Genomic DNA, 24,037 nt, shown 5'->3' with positions numbered 1-24,037 from the left:
AGGACTTTTTTTATTTTAATCGTTGTACAAAAAAATGGTCGATATTAATAGAGATAAAATGATTGGATATTTTGATCTTCTTGGAATGCCCAATGAAATCAAGAGTGACATAAGCTGGTTTAACAAGTACTATAAAATTGTATTTATAAATAAGGGTGGGCGTATTAATGTCGATTTTATAGATTATGATTTTGAGGAAAGCACTTTGCTTTTTTTCAGTATTGGGCAATATTTCAAAGTCTGCGATAATTCTAAAGGAAGTCTTGTGTACTTTAGCCCAGATTTTTATTGCATTGCTTTCCATGATAAGGAACTTGCGTGCGATGGACTTCTCTTTGACAATGTTTTCGAACTTCCTTATATAGATCTTACTTTAAGTCAGGAAAAATATTTTCAAAAACTTCTGATTTCTATTCAGAAGGAAATCAAAATGAAAGATTTTTGGGCTGAAGAGATGATTAAAACATATATAAAGCAAATCGTGATTTCAGCGACACGCACACTTGGAAAAAAAAATGACGATACTCATCAAGCAATATCTTACGATAAGGATCTGACAAGGAGGTTTAGCCAATTGATAGAATTACATTACCGTACGGCGCATAATGTATCAGACTATGCTTTGATGCTTAATATTACTCCGAAAAGCCTTAACCGGAAAATAGTAACTGAAAGACAAATCGCACCGAATGTAATTATAAAAAATAGGATTATTCTACAAGCCAAAAGAATGTTAGCTAATACACAATTCAGTATCAAAGAGATTGCTGCGTATCTCGGTTATGAAGATTACTCGTATTTTGTTCGGTTTTTCAAATTGCAAACTGGGGTTTCTCCGCTTTCTTTCAGAAATGCAACTCAAATCTCTGCAAATGGGAAAAATGTGCTATAAACAGCGAATTATCTGCATTGACTGCTTTTAATTAGAATTGCAATTTTGCAAAGTAATTTAAAAGTTTAATAAAAATGAAAGCAAAAATCACAGCTAAATGGCAGGGTAATTTTAAAAGCGGAAGTGGAAGTTTTGATGCTGTACATTCCACAATTGGTAAAAGTGTCTTTAAACACAATAAAAAGGAAGAAGAAAATACGGCTACAAATCCTGAAGAGCTTATGGCAGCAGCACATGCAGCTTGCTACACTATGACACTAAATTACATTCTCACAAGTAATGGTATAGAAGTTGAAACTTTACAAACTTCTTGCACAATAACGGCTACAAGTTTTGACATTACCAATTCTGATTTAGATGTAATTGCAGTAATCCCTAATATAAGCGAAGTAGATTTCAAAAAATATGCTGAACAGGCTAAAGAAATGTGTCCGGTTGGAAAAGCATATAATTTAGAAATTTCTTTAAATGCTGAACTAAAACAATAAATGCTTGTAAAGAAAGGGATAAACAATATCCATTTTAAGTTTCCATATTTACTAACGAGGGTGTTTCAATTGAGAAACACCCTTTTTAGCATTATGTCTAATTTAAAAATTCATCATAGATGTATCGCTTCACCTAATGCCGCTTCAATAGCATCTTTTACAGCCTCGCTCATTGTCGGGTGTGGAAATATAGTGTCAAGCTGTTCATGGTAGGTGGTTTCCAGTTTTCGGGCTGTAGTTGTCTGGGCTATGAGTTCGGTAACATTGTAGCCAATCATATGCGTACCTAACCATTCGCCGTACTGGTTATCAAAAATCACTTTTATAAAGCCGTCTGTCGCTCCGGCGGCACTTGCTTTTCCACTTGCGGAAAAAGGAAACTTGCCCACTTTAATTTCATAACCCGCCTCTTTAGCCTGTTTTTCGGTCATACCTGCTGAAGCGATTTCGGGTGAGCAATAGGTACAACTTGGTATATTACCATAATCCAACGGATTGGGTTGACGGTCGAATTTTCCGGCTTTATAGGCAATTACTTCACTACAAATTACAGCTTCTTTCATTGCAACGTGAGCCAATGCGGGACCAGGAACTGCATCTCCAATTGCATAAATACCCGATACATTGGTTTCGTAATACGAGTTAACAAGGATTTTTCCTTTTTCTGTTTTAATGCCCAACGCTTCAAGCCCGATGTTTTCAATGTTCGCTACTATGCCGACTGCACTCAACAAAATGTCAGCTTCCAACACCTGGTCGCCGCTACCATCGGCTTTTTTTATCATCGCTTTTACACCATTACCACTAATATCTGCGCTTTCAACCGAAGTACCCGTCAATACTTCAATCCCTTTTTTCTTAAATGATTTTTCGAGTTCTTTAGATATGTCTTCATCTTCAACCGGAACTATACGGGGAAGATACTCAACGATAGTTACCTTTGTTCCAATGCTGTTGAAAAAGTAAGCAAACTCAACGCCGATTGCGCCGCTCCCCACAATGATAATGGATTTGGGCTGCTCCGGCAATACCATTGCTTCCCGGTAGCCGATAATCTTCTTTCCGTCAATGGGCAGGCTCGGCAGTTCACGGCTCCGAGCACCTGTTGCCAGTACGATGTTCTTTGATTGGTAGGTAGTGGTTTTGCCATCCGCATCCGTAACCTCCAGTGCTTTACTGGCATTCAGTCTACCAACGCCTTTAATTACGTCAATCTTATTTTTTTTCATGAGGAATTGAACGCCTTTGCTCATTTTATCTGCCACACCACGGCTTCGCTTTATAATTGCCTCAAAGTCGGCTTCTACACCTGAAACTTTTGCGCCGTAGTTTTGTGCGTGCATCAGGTATTCAAAAACTTCTGCCGATTTCATCAGTGCTTTGGCGGGAATGCAGCCCCAATTAAGGCAAATACCGCCCAGGCTTTCCCGTTCTACGATGGCTGTTTTCAACCCCAGTTGTGCGGCTCTAATGGCAGCAACATACCCTCCGGGACCGCTGCCTAAAAAAATTACATCATAATTCATAATACCTATTATTTAATTGAGTTAATGTTTTTGTTCTCCCTCGTTTTTGACAATCAGTACCGGAATTTTTACCAAATGCCGTACCTGATTTATGGTTGCGCCGTACAATAAATCTTTCAATCCCTTATGACCGTGTGCACCCATAACCACCAGTTCAGCATCGGACTGATTGACAATTTCGGCAATGGCATCGGCGGTTTTTCCAAAGCCCAGTTTTGCTTCAGCAAAATACCCGTTGTCCTGTAACTGCTTTGCATATTCGTCCAAAAATTCCCTGTCCTTTAGCGTTTCCTCGTCGGTACTGTCGTGAAAGTGCGATGCGGATGCCACACTCTCCACGATATGAATGAGCGTGTACCTACTGTCTTTACCGCCCTGCGTAATGGCGTGGTTGATAACCTTATGGTCAAGGGTTTTAAAATCCACCGTAAGCGCAATATTCCGGTACGGCACGAATGGTTGTAGCTGTAAAGGCTCCGGCTTGTCGTGTGGCGTAATTTCACAAAACGCCTTTCTGCTGAACAAGGGGTATAACGTGGTATAAGCCATCAGGATTACAAAACCAATCCCTCCTAAAATTATCAACCCTTTCCAGATGATATTGCCCGAAGTGTCAAAGAAATTTATCGCTTCCTCTACCAACAGTTTTGAATTGAGGTAAACCAGTAATATAGTAATAAACCAAGCGGAAATTTTTATCAGTGGCTTAATGGCAAACTTGCCCATAGTCTTTTTATCACTTACAAAATGGATGAGCGGGATAACCGCAAAACCCAACTGCATACTCAATACCACCTGGCTAAAGATAAGCAAGCTATCTACCTTTCCCTCCCCGTTAATGAGGATTACCAAAGCTGCCGGAACTATAGCAAGCAACCTTGTGATGAGCCTGCGTAATAAGGGGTTCATTCGGAACCGCAAATAACCCTCCATTACAATTTGACCTGCAAGCGTTCCCGTAATGGTGCTACTTTGTCCTGCGGCTATAAGAGCCACAGCAAAGAGTTTGGCGGTAAAATCGCTGCCCAAATGCTGTGGCAACAATTCATAAGCCTGCTTTAGCTCCGCTACATCAGAACGCCCTGTTTTATAAAACACTGTTGCAGCAAGGATTAATATTGCGGCATTGACAAGCAATGCCATATTTAAGGCAATGGCACTATCCCAAAAATTCAGTTTAATTGCTTTTTTGATGCTCGCATCGTCCCGGTTAAATTTTCGTGTTTGCACTAATGCAGAATGCAGGTACAAATTGTGGGGCATTACCGTTGCTCCTATGATACCGATAGCAATATACAGCGCCGTGTCGTTCTGAATGTGCGGTATGAGCCCTGAAGCGATTTCCCCAGTATTGGGATCTGCAACTAATATCTGCACCAGAAATGACATACCGATTACGAATATCAACCCAATAATGAAGGCTTCGAGCTTGCGCATTCCCCATTTTTGCAGGGTCATCAGTAGAAATGTATCTAATGCTGTGATGGCAACGCCCCATATCAAAGGCATTCCGGTGAGTAGTTGCAAACCGATTGCCATTCCCAAAATTTCTGCAAGATCTGTTGCTACAATGGCAATCTCTGCAAGAATGTAAAGTACAAAATTAATTTTCTTTGGGTAAGTTTCCCTGTTTGCCTGTGCCAAATCTCGATTTCGGACAATGCCCAGCCTCGCGGATAAGCTCTGGAGTAATAAACCCATAATGCTGCTCATTACCAAAACCCATAGTAGGGAATATCCGAACTGGCTACCACCTGCTAAACCCGTTGCCCAGTTGCCGGGGTCCATATATCCGACACTAACAAGATAAGCGGGTCCGAAAAACGCCAGTACCCTCCGCCAACGTGATTTGCCCGGAACTGTAGTATCTACGGAACTGTGTACTTCACTTAACGAAGCCTGTGATTGATTTTTAGCCATTAGAAAAAACGTATTTATAAAAACTGCCGCAAGATTAATCCGGCGGCAGTTCAACAACCTAACAATTAAAATTTCATTCTTTGTATTCGCACGGCATTCAGAATAGCTAATAAGGCTACACCCACATCAGCAAATACTGCTTCCCACATTGTTGCCAGTCCTCCTGCACCAAGAATTAATACAATTGCCTTAACTCCGAATGCAAGGACAATATTTTGATAAACGATTTTCTTTGTTTGCTTGCCTATATTGATAGCCATTGGTATTTTTGACGGCATATCGTCTTGTATAACTACATCAGCAGTTTCAATAGCTGCATCACTTCCCAAACCGCCCATTGCAATACCTGCATCACTCAATGCGATCACAGGAGCATCGTTCACGCCGTCGCCCACAAAGGCTACACTTCCGTTACGGGATTTAATATCCTTTACTTTGTTCACTTTGTCTTCGGGCAATAAGTCACCATAAGCACTGTCAATTCCTAATTGCTCTGCAACGTGTTGTACTACCGTACTTTTATCGCCACTTAGCATAGTGGCTCTGACGCCCATTTTATGCAGTTTGTCTACCGCTATTTTAGCATCTACTTTAATGCTGTCAGAAATCGTCAGATAACCTACAAACTTACCTCCATAGCCGATTGCAATAACAGTATATACAATGTTTGCTGTATCAGCATCGTGACTTATATTGAATTTATCAAGCAATTTAAAATTCCCTGCTAATAGCTCTTTGCCATTGACCGTGGCTTTAAGACCGTGACCCGCAATTTCTTCTACATTTTCCAAGCTAACTTTTGTATCAACTTCACCCCAATAGTTGTGGATTGCTGTTGCTACAGGGTGGGTGCTTTGGCTTTCCAGTACGTTAACAAGGTTTAGTATTTCGTCTTTGTTATATTCAGGTTTGATAAACACTTCCTGTACTTTAAAAACTCCCTCGGTTAATGTTCCCGTTTTATCCATTACCACATTCTGAACTTTTGCAAGGATATCCAGGAAATTAGAACCTTTGAATAAGATACCGTTACGGCTCGCTGCCCCGATACCTCCAAAGTAACCTAAGGGAATAGAAATAACTAATGCGCAAGGACAAGAGATAACCAAGAATACTAAAGCTCTATACAGCCATTCGCTGAAGATATAATTTTCTACAAAAAGTATTGGCAGCAATGTAATGGCGATAGATAGATATACCACTATTGGTGTATATACCTTAGAAAATTTACGGATAAATAATTCCGTTGGTGCTTTTTGTGATGTAGCATCCTGCACAAGTTCTAAAATCTTACTCAACTTACTATCCGAATAGTCTGTTGTTACTCTTATCTGGCTTACCGTATTCAAATTAATCATACCTGCCAATACAGTTTCACCTTTGCCCTTTGTGTCTGGTTTACTTTCACCTGTTAGTGCTGCTGTGTTGAATGAAGCACTTTCCGAAACAAGTTCACCATCTAAACCTAATTTTTCCCCTGGCTTTAACTGGATAATATCACCAATGTTTGCGTCTTCAGCTTTAATGATAACAGGTTTGCCATCTTTCAAAATCGTAACCTCATCAGGGCGTTGGTCTAAAAGAGCTTTAATATTACCTTTAGCTCTTGATACCGCAAGCGTCTGGAATACCTCACCTACGGAGTAGAATAACATTACTGCGACCGCTTCAGGATATTCCCCTATAGCAAATGCACCTACGGTAGCAATACTCATTAAAAAGAACTCCGAGTAAAAATCCTTAAAACGAATACTTTCAATTGCTTCCTTGATTACTGGTAAACCTACGGGTACATAAGCAATAACATACCAGGCAATTCTTACCCAACCCGTAAACCAGTCTTGTGGAAAATAATTGTCAAACCCGATGGCAATCAGCAATAAAATCAAAGAAATACCGGAGGGTGTAAATAGCTGAAAAGCCGTTTTACCCTCTATATCGTGGCTGTGGTCGTGGTCACCGTGGTCGTGTCCATGCCCGTGATCGTGTCCGTGGTCGTGCCCGTGATCATGATTATCCTTTTTCTTATGGTCGTGTTTATGACCGTGTTCGCTATGGTCGTGTCCGTGATGGTCTTCGTCATCCTTACAATCACCAGTGTCATCCTCACCACAATTTGCTCCGCCATGTCCATGCCCATCATTTTGTTGATGGTTTGTGTCTTTTAACAGGTCTTTTGTTCCCGCTTTTTCATGAACTTTTTCTTCTGTGACGCAACACAACTGATTTCCATGACTGTCGTATTTGTGCTTGTGCTCTTTTTTCTTTACAAGGTTCAGATTATTATCTGTACTACAACATATTTTTGACATATTTTTTAATTGTTTAGTGTTATTTACAAAACAAAATTACCCTTAGCTTTTGGGAACCTGGTTGCAAATGCAAATAACTTTAATGAATGAAAAAGATTAAGTAATCATCTGATTTAAAGCAATATTTTAACTGATAGGTTGTTAGGAAGGACAACCTATCAGTAAAGTGAAAATCTATTAATGTGCATGGGCATGCCCGCCACCACCTGATAATTTAGCATTAATAAAAAATGCACCTTTTATGACTATTCTTGCTTCTTTGGTAACTTCATTTACAGGAGTTATAACAGTATATCCCATTTCGGAAACGCCTGCTACTACTTCAATTTTTTCAAAATTTACCGTGTTCGCCGCTTCCTCTTTATGTGCTGTTTTTTCATCGCCGTGGTCGTGCCCGCCATGTCCCTCTTCTTCTTCAGCTTCCTGCGGCTTTTTGTCGGTAATGACAAAGATGTATTTTTTGCCATCCGCATCTACAATGGCATCATTCGGCACTGACGGGGAGAGCACATTGTCCAAGCTAACGATTGCCGTGATGTTCATACCGTCAATCAGCCCTTTTACATTGCCTTTTACACGGGCGTGTACCGGAATGGTCTTGCTATCGTTTTCAAATGCGGAACCGATACCGTAAATAACCGCATCATACTCGTTTACCGGGTTATTGGTCAACGTAAAATGTATGGTTTGCCCGGCTTTCATCATAGGCAAATCTTTTTCAAATACGTTCAAATGCAAATGCAGGGAACTATTATCTACTATTTCAGCCACGGGCGAAGAAACATCTACATAGCTACCGATTTTGCCGTACACATTGCTGATAGCTCCGCTAATGGGGCTTGTAACCACCAACGAGGATTTAAGGGAGCTGTTGCTGACCGAATTTGGATTGATGCCCATTAGCTGTATCTGCTGATGCAAAGAGGATTTCCGTGTTCTCAACGCATTGAGTTCGGCGGTGGCGTTTTGCAGGTTTTTCAATGCTCCGGCATTGCCCGTGTTCAATTCCTTTTGTCTTTGCATTTCCTGTTCGGCAAAAGTTATTTTGCTGTTGATGGTCAGGTATTCTTCCTGCAACTGGATAAACTGCGGGTTGGCAATGGTGGCAATAACCTGTCCTTTGCGCACATAATCCCCAATCTGCACATTAATAGACTTTATTACGCCACCGTATAAAGAGGTAGCGTTTGCCTTGCTACTGTTGGGTAAACTTAAAATACCATTCGCCTTAATGGTGGCGGTTAGTTCTTTCATTTCCACGACACCGTATTTGATGCCTACGGCTTCAATCTGCTCGGGCGTAAGTGCCGCAACGGTTGCGGAACCCTCTTCGGCTCCGTGCTCGTCCCCGTGCCCTGTATCGGCTTTTTCTTCCGTTTTGGGATCGTGGTTATGACCGTCTTCGCTTTCCTTTTTCTGACTATCTCCGCAGGCGGTCAGGGAAACTGCAAAGAGTGCTGCCAAAAACATTTTCGATATATTTTTCATCTTATTTGTTATTAAGGTAATTGTATTGAATTGATGATTGATTGTAGCTGTTCAGAACGTCCAGATAATTCTGGCGGATATTGATTGCCTGCGTTAAGAACTGGCTTAGCTCCGCAAAGCTGATTTCTCCCGAACGGTAGCTTTGTGATGCCGCTTCGGTAATATCCCTTGCCTGTTGCAGTCCCGATGTTTCATAGAAGCTCAACAAAGCCATATTCTTTTCCATTTCGGCGATGGCAGATTTCTTGTCCGTTGCCATTACCTGCGTTTGGTAAGACAATAGGTTTTCCTGTACTTCCTTTTCCTTGTTGGCTACATTCACTTTGTTTTTATATGCCCCTGCGCCAAATAACGGGAAACCTATTGAAACCGAAAAGCCCGTAAAAGGATCTGAAACGCCGTACAATCTCTGGCTGAATACCCTTGCTGAAAATTCGGGCAGGTTGCTGTTCTTCTGTACTTTGATATTTGCCGCTGCAACGCTTACATTTTGTTGCTGCAACTGCAATATTGGGTGCACATTATTTTCATCATACAAGCCTGTTTCCAATTTCTGCAACGGCTCATCTACCGGGAGCATCCATTCATTACGGTTGAGTAATACCATTAACTGTTGCTGCTGTATTACGATTTCCTTATTGTTCTGCTCCACGTAGGCTTTTAGCTGTTTGAGTTGGGCATCTGCAGCAATCTGGTCGAGCTTTGCCACGTCGCCCGTTCTAACCCGAACCTGCGTTGTATTGAAGAGGTTTGTATAAATGCTGTCAAGGCTTTTCAGCAATAGGTTTTTATCCTGCAAAAACCACAACTGGTAATAAGCCGTTCTAACGTCTTTCCTAATATTTGCATTCATAACCTCTGTATTCAATTCGGAATATTTAAGCTGTGCTTTTAAATAGTCCTTGCGGGCAGCATATAAGCCGGGCCACGCAATACTTTGCGTAAGTCCGATTTTCCATATACCCGTTTTGTCCGATGGTCTTAAATCTTCATTTTCTACAAATACCTGTGTCATTGGTATATCGTTAGCGGTCTTTACATTGTATTTAGCCGCATCAATCTCCGACTTATTGACGTTAACCTGTCCATTGCTTTGCAATGCGGTATTGATAGCATTATCTATGTTTATCCTTTCCTGAGCATTTGCAGTGGTCATACCACCGATGCCCAGTAAGAGAACGATTACGGTTGTTTTCACACTTTTACTACTTTTTAAATTAAATTTAGAATTGAATATGATATAGAGCAATGGCAGTACAAATAGTGTAAGGAATGTAGCGGTTACTAATCCTCCAATTACTACCGTAGCCAATGGTTTTTGTACCTCTGCCCCAGCGCTGGTGCTGATTGCCATAGGTAGGAACCCCAGTGATGCCACTGTTGCCGTCATCAATACTGGACGTAACCTGATTTTCGTACCCTCGATTGTTCGTTTAATGACATCATCCCAACCGTCTTTTTTCAGTTGGTTGAATGTGCCTATCAATACGATACCGTTCAATACGGCTACGCCGAACAAAGCGATAAAGCCGATACCTGCACTGATACTGAAAGGCATTCCCCGAAGCATTAAAGCAAAGACGCCACCGATGGCACTCATCGGGATAGCAGTAAAAATCAGACTTGCCTGCTTAAATGAACGGAATGTGAAATAAAGCAATGCGAAAATCAATAACAGTGATACAGGTACGGCAATCATAAGGCGGTTACTGGCTTTTTTTAGGTTTTCAAACTGACCACCGTAGGTAAAATAGTAACCTGTGGGTAATTTCACTTTTTCGGAAAGTTGCTGCTGAATGTCAGAAACGACACTTTGTACATCACGTCCGGCTACGTTAAATCCAATAACAATGCGTCGTTTCCCAGCTTCCCGGCTGATTTGCGCAGCATCTAATTTGTAGTTGATCTCAGCAACCTGTGATAATGGTATTTGATAGCCTGTATTAGTTGGTATCATCAAATTCCTTACGTCTTCGATGCTACTTCGGTGTACACTATCTAAACGAACGACCAGGTCAAACTGTCTTTCGTTCTCATAAATAACACCTGCGGCTTTACCTGCAAATGCAGTGCTTACAATATCGTTTACCTGTTGTATCGTCAACCCGTAATTAGCCATTCGGGTACGGTCGTAGTCGATGTTGATCTGTGGCAGACCATTTACTTTTTCCACCTGTGGCGGTGTGGCGCCTTGTACCTGCTGTACCACTTCGCTAACCTTATTGGCGTACACGCTCAACGTATCCATATTTTCCCCGAAAATCTTTACGGCGACATCCTGACGAATACCTGTCATCAGCTCGTTGAAACGCATCTGTATCGGTTGGTTCTTCTCGAAGAAAACGCCCGGAATAACGGACAGCTTTTCCATCATTTCATCGCCTAACTCGTTGTAGCTTTTCTTGTTTTTCCATTCGTCCTGTGGTTTAAGAATAATCATCATATCCGTAGCTTCAGGCGGCATCGGGTCGGTAGGTACTTCGGCGGCTCCAGTCTTTCCGACCACCATTTTAACCTCGTCAAATTCTTTAAGGATACGGGATGCTTGCATCGACGTTTCTATACTTTGGTTGAGCGAACTTCCCTGCGGTAAAATACAGTGAAAGGCAAAATCTCCCTCCTGCAACTGCGGGATGAACTCGCCGCCCATTCTGCTGAACAGGATAACGGTAACTACAAATACAGCAGTGGTAATGCCCACCAACCAATATTTTACCCTGATTGCTTTCTGCAACAAAGGTTGGTAGAAGCCTTGCAGCTTTGCCATAAACTTGTCGCTGAAATTGGGCTTGTCGTGTCCTTTTTTCGGCAGGAATAATGCACACATCATCGGGATATAGGTCAGGGATAAAATCAATGCGCCGAAAATGGCAAAGCCTACGGTTTGCGCCATCGGTGTGAACATTTTGCCCTCAACACCTACTAAAGTCAGGATTGGAATATATACTATAAGGATAATGATTTCGCCGAATGCGGCACTTGTCCTGATTTTGGAAGCGGACAAAAATACTTCTTCGTCCATTTCGCTTTGGGTCAGTTTATTGGTGGATTTCCGCAAGCCCAAATGGTGCAGGGTTGCTTCCACCACAATAACGGCTCCGTCCACAATCAAACCGAAGTCAATAGCTCCCAAGCTCATCAGGTTGGCACTAACGCCAAATACGTTCATCATTCCCAATGCGAACAGCATCGCTAATGGAATGGCAGATGCTACGATTAGTCCGGCTCTTAGGTTGCCCAAGAACAGAACAAGCACAAAAATTACAATCAAAGCCCCCTCAATCAAGTTCTTTTCCACTGTGCCCATTGCCCTGCCTACTAATTCAGTACGGTCTAAATACGGCTCGATGGTTACATCTTCCGGTAAAGATTTCTGAATGGTCGGTAATTTCTCTTTTATCCGTTTTACGACCTCGTTACTGTTTTCGCCTTTTAGCATCATAACCACACCACCCACGGCATCTACTTCGCCGTTGTAGGTCAGTGCGCCATAACGCACCGCACTACCGTAGCGCACATCTGCTACGTCTTTAATAAAAATAGGGGTATGGCCCGTGATTTTTACGGGAATGTTTTTAATGTCTTCCAAAGTTGTAGCTAAGCCCACACCACGGATAAAATAAGCGTTCGGTTTTTTGTCGATATACGCACCGCCCGTATTCTGATTGTTTTGTTCGAGTGCGTTAAATATATCGGGAATGCTTACGCCCATTGCTCTTAATCGGTCGGGGTTTACCGCAACCTCGTATTGTTTTAATTCCCCGCCAAAGCTGTTTACTTCGGCAATGCCCGGTGTGCCGTACAACTGACGGGCAACAATCCAATCCTGCATTGTACGCAGATCTTTGGCATTGTATTTATGCTCGCTGCCTTTTTTGGGGTGGATGATGTACTGATAGACTTCTCCAAGCCCTGTACTAACCGGAGCCAGTTCAGGCGTGCCGATACCTTTCGGGATTTTTTCTTCGGCTTCTTTCAGTTTTTCATTGACCAACTGCCTTGCAAAGTAGATGTCCACATTTTCTTTGAACACTACCGTAACCACCGAAAGCCCGAAACGGGATATACTTCTTGTTTCTTCTAAATCGGGAATGTTGGCGATGCTCTGTTCAATCGGAAACGTAACCAACTGTTCCACTTCCTGACCCGCCAGTGTAGGACAGGCAGTAATAATCTGTACCTGATTATTGGTAATATCCGGTACGGCATCTATCGGCAATTTGGTGGCACTCCATACGCCCCAAATGATAAGAACCAATGTCATTATACCAATGACGATTTTGTTCTTGATGCTGAATTTAATTATACTATCTAACATTTGAATTTATGATTAATGTTTATACAAACTTGCATGATGCCATTTTCTAAAAATGACAGCATATAAATACGATACAGACGGTTTCATCGAAACGCTGTGAAAGAATTAAGCAGTTATTACTTAAACATTAATCTTAGGCGGTTGCCATATGTTCCCGTTATATTGGGATAAGATATATATATTTCTTAAAGGGACTTTTCTTTTATCAGTGGACTGAAACTCAAGTTCATTGATTTCAGGTAGCCTAAAATCCAGTGTAACTCCATTAATTGTACCGCAACATTGGCAGCTACAAAAAGGGCTGCAAAAATCTTTGTGTTCAGTTTTGTGGTTATGTTCCAAAACATTTACACTGTCTGATACATTATTGGTGGCACATCGGTAATAAGCATCACTGCAAGGAAGTATTGCCATTCCGAGCATATAGACACTAAATATGAATGTTAAGAATTTCACAGTTAAATTTTAAACTTCAATACCGTTAATAACTATTAGATTAATTAGGGAATTTACTAAATACAATTATGATGAGATTTGCTATACTGATAAACTTGTTCTGTTTGAAATATATGTCTTTGCTGATTATGTTTATTGTTCTCTACAATTCTTTCGTCTTCTATATCAATCCGGCTGAATTATCCATCATTATAAAACAACCGGAATATCTATCGTCAATCATAACGATTATTACCGGTTCTTGCAATTCGTCCAAACTTTCATCATAATAGAAATCGTACAATTTCATAAGAGCCAAATTGCCTATGATAATTTCGTGTCCGTCTACGAAACCTTTGATACCGTAACCAGGTATTGCTTCAAACTTTTCGATTTTGAAATCAGACAAATTAATCCGTGGTAAAAATTTAATAATGCTGCCTGCTATTGGATGTACAGAATGAGATTGTAATGCCGCCGTGTAAGTAACCACTGTTTCTTTTTCGGGTACGGCACATTCAAATGCAATCACTTCAAACGGATGGTCGCTTCTGTAAGCCGTGTCGGTACTTCTGGTATGAATATTTCTATTTGCCATTGTAATAAGTTTTATTTACACAGCAAATTTATCAGTAGATTTTAGGAACCTGGTTGCAAATGTAAAACAGCCATATTGTTATATGGCTGTTTTTAAAAAGTTATATTTTCAAGCTTAATCATATATGGATTGCAATTTTCTCGACGTCAAGACAAGCTTCACGCAGGTTTTCATAGTAAGTCGGATGCCCGTGAGAAATGCGGGCTATATCTTCAGCAGCTGCCCTATATGCCATTGAAACCGTAGCTTCTCCAATCAAATCAGAAGCTCGCTCTCCAATTATATGGAAACCTAAAATTTCATCTGTCTTTGCATCTGCTAACACTTTTGCCACGCCCTCAGTTTTACCACTGGTAATGGCTCTTCCAGATGCAGAAAAAGGGAACTGACCAACTTTATATTTTATTCCTGAAGTTTTCAATTCTTCTTCGGTCTTACCAACACTGGCGACCTCTGGACTGGTGTAAACAATGCTTGGAATAGTATTGTAATTAATATGTGGTTTTTGTCCTGCAATAATTTCAGCTACAAAGATACCCTCTTCCGATGCTTTGTGTGCTAACATTGGTCCCTCTACCACATCGCCGATGGCATAAATTCCTTTTACATTTGTTTCCATATTTTTATCTGTAGAAATCTGTCCTCTCGAATTGAGTTCAATTCCTACTTTATCTAATCCTAATCCTGTAGTATAGGGTTTTCTTCCAATTGCCACTAAACAATAATCGCTTTCCAATGTGACAATATCACCATTTTTGTCTTCAGCAGTTACAGCAATACTATCACCGGTATTGGTTGCTCCCGTTACCTTATAACCAAGTAAAAATTCAAAATCTAAATTTTTCTTTAGTGATTTTTGAAGTTCTGCCCCCATTTTTTTATCCATATTAGCGAGAATGCTCCCTGCATACTCTATTACGGTAATTTTGCTTCCCAATCTTCCATAAACTGACCCTAATTCCATACCGATAACGCCGCCTCCAACTACAACAAGGTGTTTGGGAATTTCCTTTAAGTTCAAAGCTTCTGTTGAACTGATAATCCGTTTTTTGTCAATATCAATTCCGGGAAGCGAGGCCGGTTTTGAGCCTGTTGCAATAATTACGTTTGCCCCGGTAATGGTTTCTTCTGCGGTTTCAGACTTTATCAAGATGGTATTCTTATTTTTAAAAGAACCTACGCCCTGGAAAACCTCTACTTTATTTTTTTTCATCAAGTAGCTTACTCCTCCGTTGATTTTGGAAACCACGTCTGCTTTTCGGGCAATCATTCTTTTTAAATCAACCCTCGTATTGTCCACATCAATACCGTGATTTACACTGCTATACTTTATTTCATGGTATCGTTCAGAGCTATCCAGCATAGCCTTTGATGGAATACATCCAACATTCAGACAAGTACCTCCAAGTACGGAATACTTTTCTATTATTGCGGTTTTTAATCCCAATTGTGCACAACGTATTGCTGTGACGTAACCTCCCGGTCCTGAACCAATGATAATTACATCAAATTGACTTTCCATAGGTTTTATTTTTAATTTTATATTAGTATTTCTATAATATCGAAAGTGTTAATTCGATAATTTATTCTCTAAATTTATTAGTAAATTTTTGGAACATGGTTGCAAATTTAAAGCAACCCTATTTGGTAAGGGCTGCTTCAAAATTTAATTAAAAATGAAAATGATTATTTTGTTTTAACGAACCTTGAGCAATCTTTACAAATACCTTTCATTACGAAATTCACACTGTCCAAAAGAAATTTTTCTGGGAGCTGAATTGCTGGTATTGAAATACTTTCAAGACAATACGTATTCTTACAGCGGTTACAATTGAAATGGACGTGTAGCTCGCCAACCGTACACATACAGGTGTCACTGCAAATAGAATACTTTATAGATCCTGAGCCGTCATCAATACTATGGATAAGCAAATTTTCATGGAATAGGCTCAATGTCCTGAAAATAGTAGATTTATTGACGGTTTCTAACTCGGTTTCCAAATCAGTCAGGCTGAAAGCCTTTTGTAAGCCAGACATTGTTGTAAAGATTAACAGCCTAACCGAAGTGGGTTTTATGCCCCTTTTCAATAATTTTTCTTCTAAACTTTTCATTTTACTTCTATCAGTATTTGTTACTGAATTTAAGTCTATTGTAAAATTAGAAATGTTCTTTTGTATAAGTATTGTAATTTCCTTTGATAGATTTGTGATATTTACTGTTTGTACTTTATAGGTAATGTATGTAACCAATTTCAGGCAAATATTTACAGTCTTCACAATTGTCGTATTCAACAGTTGATTGTTCAGGCTCTTTGAAATTTGCTTTCAAAAATGCGTCAGAAAACAAAGCGTAAGGAGGATATTCAGCAATATGATTTTTTAGCATTTTATGTGCTTCCACAACAGGTGCACCATAAAGCTTTTCAAAAGTGCCAATTTGATATTTAGCAAAATTGCCGTAGTGGACGATTGTCTTCAGAGAAAGCGGGATTTCAATTGCTAATTGTTTAGATAAGCGTTGTAGCTCTTTTTGAAAATCTTTGTATGTGTGTTCTATTTGTACCAAAGTTTCCTCAAATGTGGGTAGGTTTTTGTACTTATAAAACAGTATGGCATCACCCTCTATTTCCGAAATTTCCATACAAAGAATATTGCTGTCCATTATTGTTTTAAGTAAACTTTCTGTTATGTATTTGCCAACAAACATATTTGATTTGATAACGAAATCTGTAAAGCCCGATATGTCAGGTATCATTAACAAACCCTTTTCTTCACTGGAGTAAAGTTCTTTCATTATTACATCTTAATATTAATTAAAAAAGCAGGGGCTTTTTTAATGCCCCTACATTTTGAGTATTATCAATTCCCATAGCATTAACTAATTTAAAAAAAAGCTATTTCATCTGACCAATGGTTTTATGATAAACAGCTTCAGCAATTTTGTAAAGTACTTTCGCATCTAACATATTGCTGTATGCTCTTTGCCAAAGTGTTTCAGCTCTAAGCACATCTTCCCCGGTAATGGTTCCGGCTTTAAAGCGGTCATTGCTCAATTTAAGGTTTTCGTCAGCTTCAATTAATGATGCCTGCATCAAATCAATATTGTTAGCCTGCAATTGCAGGTTAAGCATTGCCTGCTCGATCTCCACAGTGATTTGACTTTTCAGTTCTTTCAGTCCGTATTCAGCCGAACGTATATTAGCTTCCTGCTGTTTTACTTTTTCCTTTCTGCTGCCCCAATCGAAAACCGGGATTTTAACGCTCAACATACCGAAGTATGTAAGCATATGGTTTTTAGTCGGGTCGCCAAAGTTGATGCCCTCTTTTCCAAAGGCAGCCATTCCGTTCAGCGACAAACCTACCGATGGTTTCTGGTCGGCTTTGAGCATACTTTTGGTAAGCTCGCTCATTTTAATGCTATTGGTTGCCAACTCAATTTCCGGACGGTTTGCATCTGGAGCCTCCAAGATGCTCTGCTTAGAAAAGTCCCCCGTACTCAATGTATCGATTATGTCTATACCAGTGGGGTCTTCCATCCCGATTAATTGGCTCAATCTTCTTTTTGCTAAGATGAGCTTGTTCTCCGCAGCCTGCAAACGGGCTTCGTTTTCGTTCTGTAGCACCTTTGCCCGCAATACATCGTTTTTGTAAATCAATCCTGCCTCAAACTGGTTGTTAAGAAATGTGTAATGAGAAGCCAGTTGTTTTTTAACCTGTTGTTCCAATTTGATTTCTTCCTTAGCCTGTACCATAAGCCAGTAAGCGGTTTCGGTAGCCAGTAATACTTCGTCTTCTACCAATCGCTGTTGAGCGTTGCTCATCTGTATATTGGTTTCTGCCATCTGCTTGCCGTACTTAATCTTACCGCCTGTGTAAATCGGCTGTGTAACGCTGACCATTGGTGCAAACCCATATTCAGGCAGCATAGTGTTTAATGGCTCGCCAAAGTAAAAGGCGGTCGCCGAAGCATCCAGTTTCGGCCTGCCTGCCACATCCGCAATCAGCTTGTCGGATTGGGTGGCAATTACGTCTTCTTTGGCTTTGCCTATCCTGTTATTTTTTTTTAATGCCAGTTCTTTGCTTTGCGCAAGGGTTAGCTGCTGCTGTGCAAAGAGGTTGTTTGTTCCCTGCAAAAGAGCGAAACCGCATATAAAAACCTTTATGACTGTTTTATATCTTTTCTGTAACATAATGCCTTTTTATGATAAATATTTTTGGTGGTGAACATCGGTATCAGCTTTGCGCTCGTGCTGCTCATCCAACTGTTTGTTTTTAGGTGGTTTTACGAACCTGTAATACAGTACCGGAACGATAAACAATGTGGTAATCATTGATACCAGAATACCGATTGAAATGGTACTTGAAATCGGTCCCCATTCCGGCGAACCACTCGCCATTAACGGTATCAAACCGATTGCTGCCGCCATTGAAGTAAGGAAGATTGGTCGCATTCTTCGTTTAGCTGCAAACAGGGCTGCTTCCCTGATGCTGTGCCCGTGCTCCCTTACCAGTTCATCTGCATAGTCCACAAGGATAATCCCGTTACGAACTACTATACCCAGTAAGGCAGTAATACCGATGATTGCCATAAACCCGAACTCATAACCTGTCAGGAACAAGCCTAACATTGCACCCAGTAAACTCAACGGGAACGAAGCCAGCACAATGAATACTTTACCCACACGCTTGAACTGGAATAACAGAACAAGGAAGATGAGCACGAAACTTATCATAAAAGCCTTTCCCATTTTTGGACCGCTTTCCAGTCCGTCTTCATATTCGCCGCCGTAGGCTATCTTAATGCCTTTCGGCAGTTTCAGGCTGTCAATTTTAGGCTGTACCTCTGCAAATACTTCTGCGGGTTTTCTGCCCAACTGTGCTTCAGAAGAAACGGTTAAGGTTCTTAACCCGTTGCGGTGTACAATAGCCCCGGTATGCCAGGACGGTTGTAAATCTACCACCTGCTTTAAAGGAACCTTAGCACCGAATGTTGAGTTGATGTACATATTGCCCAAAGCATCCAGATTTTCCCTGTCGCTTTCGTCTGTACGCAATACAATATCAATGGCTTTATTACCCTCCCACATCTGCGATACGGGGTAGCCTTTTATCTTAGCTCCCAATGCCTGTGCTATCTGTGCTTTGGTAACGCCCAAACGCAGCGCTACATCTTCTTTAACCACGGCTTTCAGCCCTACATAATCATTCTGATAATCGGTGCGTACCCAGTTAGATCCTTTGGTGTTTTCCAGTAATGCGGCAACCTGTTTTGCCACTTTTTTCTGCTCGGTCATATCCTTGCCAATCACACGGATCTCAATCGGTGCGGGCTGCTGCTTCTTACTAAGCTGCCTAACCCGTACATAACCGTTCGGTAGGTAGTTATTAAATTTCTGTACATACTCGTCTATCATTTCTGCCGTCGCATCTTTGTTTGTGGTATTGATGAATACCTGCGCAAAGTTTTCCCGTGGGTGCTCAGGTGCATAGGTGGAGTAGAAACGGGGCGAGCTTGTACCGATAAAACTTGCGGTGTTTACAATGCGTTTATCGCCTGCAATTTCCTTTTCTATCTTCTTAACGGCTGCTTCGGTTTCGTGGATGTTCGTACCGTTATCCATCCACAATTCAAGGTTGAACTGGTTTCTTTCCACGATAGGGAAAAACTCGGTTTTAACCTGACTGCCAACCACGAAAGAAAGGAAAAAGATAACCAAACCTGCTACCAATGTAGTTTTCTGCCATTTCATACAGAACTCGATTGCACGGTCGAAACCGTCCTGCATCCAGTCTAAGAAATTGCGTTTTTTCGGCTTATCATCGTGCTTCTTCAATCCTTTTTTCAGGAAGTGGTAACACATATACGGTGTAAGGAACAAGGCTACCAAGAACGAAACCGCCAAAGCGATGCTTACGGTAATCGGTATCCATTGCACAAACTCCCTTGTAAGCCCGGTAAGCGTAAATGCCAAAGGCAGGAACGATAGGACAATGGTAAGCGTAGCCGTGAAAATAGGAACCATTAACTGTGTGGCACTCTGCCAAGCGGCAGTCCACGACGGTATTTTTTCGTCCACTTTCTCGATGTAGTTATCCACTACGATAATGGCATCATCGACCACCATCCCCAGTACGATAATCATTGCCGCCAAACTAACCTGGTGCATTTCGATACCCAACAAGTTGAGGATAGCGAATGTTACGGCAATGGTAACGGGTGCTGCAATGGCTGAAATGGTGGCAACCCTGAACGGCAGCAGTAGCATTACTACCAAGATAACGGCAGCAATGGCAATACCGAACTCGATAAAGAAATGCCCCAAGTTCATATCAACTACTTTGGGTTGGTCAACAATGGTGTTGACCTGCACATCTGATGGCAGGATTTCTTTTACTTCAGCAACTTTCTGTGTCAGCGCATTACCCAAATCGACAATGTTCTGTCCGGGCTGCATTTCTACCGTCAGCATCATTACATCGTTTCCTGAAACGGTAATTTTGCTTTTCAGGTCTTCGTATCTTCTCTCGATGTTGGCTATATCACGCAAACGGATATTGCCGCCCTGCGGGGAGCTATATACAATCAGGTTCCCGATTTCATTTTCATTCTGATACTGTGCATCCGTGAAAATCAGGAAACGGTTTTTGTCAATTTCAATATCGCCACTGGGAATAGTAACATTCTGTTGGCTTAATGTGTTCGTGATTTCGTTGATACCGAAACCGTACTGCTTCAATACATCTTCACGCAGGGTAATAAATACCTGCTGCTTCTGACCGCCGTAACGCTTGATTTTGGAAACGGACGGTATCGTCTTAATGCCGTCTTCCAATTCATCCAAATAGTTTTCCAACTGGGCGTAAGAACGACCGGGGGCTGATACGGCAATCATCTGAACGACCACATCGCCGAAATCGCTGTTCACATACGGTCCCTGTACACCCCGTGGCAATGCTAAAGGCATATTGGCATCCAAGCCGTGCTGCAAGGTATTCCAGAATTTTTTGGTGTCCTTTACATAGTCCTGCAATTCTACCGTTACAACCACCTGTCCGGGCTTACTTTCCGAATGGGTTTTTTCTTTTTTGATTTCCTCGAAACCGAACAGGTATTGTTCCAGTTTGTCGGTTACTTCTTTCTCTATCTGCTCTTCGTCGGCTCCGGGATAGAAAGCCACAACAAGCCCCTGTCTAACTGTTACACGGGGGTCTTCACTTCTCGGCATCGTCATCAATGAAATCAGCCCGGCAAGCACCATAATAACAGTAATCGCTATCGGTACTTGCGGAAATTTCATTGCCGCTTCAATGAGGTTTATCTTTCTTTTCATAAATTATTCAGATTTTGGGGCTGATGCTGTTACCGATGTAGTTTGCGCTTTAACTTTCTTACCATCTTTCACGTTGTTCTGTCCGGTAAGGATAATAGTTTGGCTTTCATTTAGCCCATCTGTTATGATGATGTCGTCGCCTGCAATTTTACCAACGCTGACCCTTGTTAACTTGGCAATGTTATTTTTATCTACCACGTAAACGTGAGGGATTTTATCAACATTGTTCACAATGGCAGTAAGCGGTACACGCACCTGCTTAACCTTTACCGGTACTCCTGCAAGCACTTCGGTAATCATTCCCGGCATCAGGACACCGCCCGGATTGTCCAAGCGAACTTTAAGAGTAAATGCTTTGGATATTTCGTCCGCTACGGGATTAATAATGGTTATTTTACCCTTGAAATCACGTTGCAGTGTAGGAATGTTCACATCTACCTGCATCCCTTGTTTAAAGCTTCCGATTTCGCTTTCCGGTACTGAAAACTGTGCATATACCATGTCCGTTTTTACGATGGTAAAGGCAGGAACGCCAGGTGCTGCCATACCGCCAACCTCGGCAGTTTTAACGGTTATAATACCATTGGTCGGTGAATGCAAACGGCTGTCGGTAATACGCTTGCGGTTGATTTTTTTATTGGCTTCCGCCTGTGCTACTTTAGTTTTGATGTCGATATAGTCCTTTTCAGGGAAACTTCCTTTTTTATACAATTCATCAAATCTTCTAAACGCATCCTGGCTCTGGTCTAAGCTGGCATTGGCAATCTGCAATGCAGCTTCGTACTCGGTGGCATCAATGCTTGCAAGGAACTGTCCTTTGCTAACACGTTGCCCCTCATTCACGCCCACGCTGTTTATCGTTCCGGGAACGGCAAAACTTACGGTGGTCATATTGTCGGGTACAATAGAACCCGAATAGGAAACGGATTGCTCGGTTTCCGAACTGCTGATAGTGGCTACGGTGACTACCGGAGGCTCATCTTTTAACTGTTTTTCTTCTTTTTGTTTGCAACTCTGTATCAATCCTGCTCCGATTATGAAGAGGGATAACAAACCAATTTTACTTGTTCTCATCTTACATTTATTTTGTTACGCTTCTTTGTTTAATTAAACTTTTAAATACAGGGCAAAGGTCGGGTTACAGCTAAGGCGCAGCTATACGAAATGACGGGTAAAAGTTGTGAAATTTACTTCTTTGATTGGTGGGTATCTGCCTGAAATAAACAGAGCTACTGATGTTTCAGTAGCTCTGATGCTCGCATTAAAAAATAGCAAAATGCCTGCGAATGGATTGAAAAAGCCTCAATGCGGAGTATGCTATTCGTCCATCTGCATAGTAACGTTCTGCCCCTGTTCCTGCTTTACCTGCTTGAAATAGCTTGACGTAAACCCAGTGTGTTTTTTCAACTGGTTGGAAAGGTATGCCTGACTGCTGTACCCCAGTGCGTTGGCAATCTCGGTTAGCGACATTTCGGTATGTACCAAAAGTTCTTTAACCTTTTCAATCTTCCGATGAATGATGTACTTTTCGAGCGTTATTCCCTCCACCGAAGAAAATAAGGCACTCAATGTATCGTAGTTCTTGTGCAGCTTGCTACTGATTAAGGTTGTGAATTTGGTAGGTGTGCCGCTTTGCAGTTGCAACGTGATACCTTTCTCCACCAACTCTTTTATCCTGTTTATAGTCTTTTGGTTCTTGTCGTACATCAGCTCTAAGCCGATGCTTTTCAGCATAGTTTTGATTGCTCCCAACTTCTGCGAAAAGTCTGCCGTATCTTTTATGATGGCTTGCCCCAGTTTTATATCCAAGACCTCAAAACCCAAAGCTGTTAATTCCTGTTCAAGAACATACGTACATCTATTGCACACCATTCCTTTTATTAATAGTGTCATAGCTTTTTAAAGTGTATAAGTTCCTTTATTCAATAGTCAAAATTCTGCATTTGCCACCGACAAACTATTATGATATTCCGGCTTTGTTTTGTGAAATTTTATGAAATCGGGTGCAGCAACATTAAATATCATAAACTAAACAAGGAAAAGTACATAGCTGCTCCCGCTAATCTTACGGAATTTTGTAACAGACAACATCCGTATAAAATGAAGAATAAAAAGATTAACGAACATCAGGTTTTAAAGGTGCTTAAAGATTACAACGCAGGCAAAAGCGGACTGGAGCTTTTTGAGAAATACGGCGTTTACGGCACTAACATTTTTGAACTGAAACACAAATACAAGGATTTAGGGATGGATATTCTTGTAGAATTGGTAAATTTAAACGAAGAAAACAGCAGGTTGAAAACAATGTATGCCGAACTGTGCATACAGCACAGAAAACTCAAAGACCTGCTGAAAGAAGATTTCTGACAGGATAGTCGGGAACGATAAACAGCAATTTAAAATACAATTACTATGACAAATGTAACGTACAAATATGCTACGGTTTTAGTAGCGATACAGAACCTACGCAACGAAGGTTATAATGTGGATTTCAATCTCGAAGAGAACTGTTTAATCTGTGGCGCCAACAAATATACTGTTGATGATTTTGAAATTGAACAGGTCTATCGCTATGAGGGCGAAAGCAACCCAAGCGATGAAGCTACGGTTTATGGTATTGCATCGAAAGACGGATTAAAAGGCATTTTGGTTACGGCTTACGGAGCTTACACGGATAGTATGAGTACGGCAATGCTCCGCAAACTGGCACTAAAGAAAGATTGACACCC

18 protein-coding genes are annotated in these 24,037 nt (G+C 41.1%); 4 read left to right on the top strand and 14 right to left on the bottom strand.

Annotation, left to right across the window (positions count from 1 at the left end; all coding sequences use genetic code 11):
• The first annotated feature begins 34 nt into the window (after positions 1–34).
• Both C0V77_RS12665 and C0V77_RS12660 read left to right on the top strand, forming a co-directional pair.
• Positions 35–892 carry an AraC family transcriptional regulator gene (locus C0V77_RS12665; protein ID WP_051230781.1) on the top strand — a complete coding sequence of 286 codons (858 nt, stop codon included), beginning with the start codon at positions 35–37 and terminating at the stop codon, positions 890–892.
• A 74-nt stretch (positions 893–966) separates the two neighbouring features.
• Entirely contained in the window at positions 967–1,380 is a 414-nt protein-coding gene (locus C0V77_RS12660; RefSeq protein WP_027384833.1) for an OsmC family peroxiredoxin, read from the top strand.
• 113 nt (positions 1,381–1,493) lie between these two features.
• Here the strand turns inward: C0V77_RS12660 and lpdA (C0V77_RS12655) are convergent, their stop codons facing one another.
• The 14 genes from lpdA (C0V77_RS12655) to C0V77_RS12595 all read right to left on the bottom strand — a co-directional run bounded on the left by lpdA (C0V77_RS12655) (position 1,494) and on the right by C0V77_RS12595 (position 23,201).
• Entirely contained in the window at positions 1,494–2,906 is a 1,413-nt protein-coding gene (lpdA, locus tag C0V77_RS12655) for a dihydrolipoyl dehydrogenase (protein WP_034672041.1), read from the bottom strand.
• Positions 2,907–2,927: 21 nt separating this feature from the next.
• Positions 2,928–4,826, bottom strand: a complete 1,899-nt coding sequence (locus C0V77_RS12650; RefSeq protein ID WP_027384835.1) for an Nramp family divalent metal transporter — start codon at positions 4,824–4,826, stop codon at positions 2,928–2,930.
• Between the two features lie 65 nt (positions 4,827–4,891).
• On the bottom strand, positions 4,892–7,138 hold the full coding sequence (locus C0V77_RS12645) for a heavy metal translocating P-type ATPase (RefSeq protein WP_051230782.1): 2,247 nt from the start codon (positions 7,136–7,138) through the stop codon (positions 4,892–4,894).
• Positions 7,139–7,315: 177 nt separating this feature from the next.
• Entirely contained in the window at positions 7,316–8,626 is a 1,311-nt protein-coding gene (locus C0V77_RS12640; RefSeq protein WP_027384837.1) for an efflux RND transporter periplasmic adaptor subunit, read from the bottom strand.
• 1 nt (position 8,627) lies between these two features.
• A complete protein-coding gene (locus C0V77_RS12635; protein WP_091520422.1) occupies positions 8,628–12,944 on the bottom strand; it encodes a CusA/CzcA family heavy metal efflux RND transporter in 4,317 nt (1,438 codons plus the stop codon).
• 120 nt (positions 12,945–13,064) lie between these two features.
• Positions 13,065–13,400, bottom strand: coding sequence for a DUF6660 family protein (locus C0V77_RS23595; protein ID WP_394330690.1), 336 nt, complete (start codon positions 13,398–13,400; stop codon positions 13,065–13,067).
• 160 nt (positions 13,401–13,560) lie between these two features.
• Positions 13,561–13,977 (bottom strand): hypothetical protein, encoded by a 417-nt coding sequence (locus C0V77_RS12630; RefSeq protein WP_027384325.1) that lies wholly within the window; start codon positions 13,975–13,977, stop codon positions 13,561–13,563.
• Positions 13,978–14,095: 118 nt separating this feature from the next.
• The gene (gene lpdA, locus C0V77_RS12625) at positions 14,096–15,499 is read right to left on the bottom strand and encodes a dihydrolipoyl dehydrogenase (RefSeq protein ID WP_034671907.1); all 1,404 of its coding nucleotides are present in this window, start codon (positions 15,497–15,499) and stop codon (positions 14,096–14,098) included.
• A gap of 164 nt (positions 15,500–15,663) precedes the next feature.
• Entirely contained in the window at positions 15,664–16,089 is a 426-nt protein-coding gene (locus C0V77_RS23590) for a Fur family transcriptional regulator (RefSeq protein WP_027384323.1), read from the bottom strand.
• A 115-nt stretch (positions 16,090–16,204) separates the two neighbouring features.
• Positions 16,205–16,771 carry a DUF2652 domain-containing protein gene (locus C0V77_RS12615; protein ID WP_027384322.1) on the bottom strand — a complete coding sequence of 189 codons (567 nt, stop codon included), beginning with the start codon at positions 16,769–16,771 and terminating at the stop codon, positions 16,205–16,207.
• Positions 16,772–16,871: 100 nt separating this feature from the next.
• The gene (locus C0V77_RS12610) at positions 16,872–18,167 is read right to left on the bottom strand and encodes a TolC family protein (protein ID WP_027384321.1); all 1,296 of its coding nucleotides are present in this window, start codon (positions 18,165–18,167) and stop codon (positions 16,872–16,874) included.
• Positions 18,168–18,176: 9 nt separating this feature from the next.
• Positions 18,177–21,308 (bottom strand): efflux RND transporter permease subunit, encoded by a 3,132-nt coding sequence (locus tag C0V77_RS12605; RefSeq protein WP_051230734.1) that lies wholly within the window; start codon positions 21,306–21,308, stop codon positions 18,177–18,179.
• Between the two features lie 3 nt (positions 21,309–21,311).
• Entirely contained in the window at positions 21,312–22,382 is a 1,071-nt protein-coding gene (locus C0V77_RS12600; RefSeq protein ID WP_101726715.1) for an efflux RND transporter periplasmic adaptor subunit, read from the bottom strand.
• 243 nt (positions 22,383–22,625) lie between these two features.
• A complete protein-coding gene (locus tag C0V77_RS12595) occupies positions 22,626–23,201 on the bottom strand; it encodes an AraC family transcriptional regulator (RefSeq protein WP_101726714.1) in 576 nt (191 codons plus the stop codon).
• Positions 23,202–23,408: 207 nt separating this feature from the next.
• On the opposite strand from C0V77_RS12595, the gene C0V77_RS12590 reads away from it, so the two are divergent.
• Together C0V77_RS12590 and C0V77_RS12585 are read left to right on the top strand one after the other, a co-directional pair.
• Entirely contained in the window at positions 23,409–23,675 is a 267-nt protein-coding gene (locus C0V77_RS12590; RefSeq protein ID WP_101726713.1) for a hypothetical protein, read from the top strand.
• A 45-nt stretch (positions 23,676–23,720) separates the two neighbouring features.
• Positions 23,721–24,032 carry a hypothetical protein gene (locus tag C0V77_RS12585; protein WP_101726712.1) on the top strand — a complete coding sequence of 104 codons (312 nt, stop codon included), beginning with the start codon at positions 23,721–23,723 and terminating at the stop codon, positions 24,030–24,032.
• The last annotated feature ends 5 nt before the right edge of the window (positions 24,033–24,037 follow it).

The sequence above is a fragment of the Emticicia sp. TH156 genome, from assembly GCF_002855535.1.
GTDB lineage: Bacteria > Bacteroidota > Bacteroidia > Cytophagales > Spirosomataceae > Emticicia > Emticicia fluvialis.
Note: the sequence above shows the minus strand (reverse complement) of the source record. Positions and strands in the feature narration are given on the sequence as shown.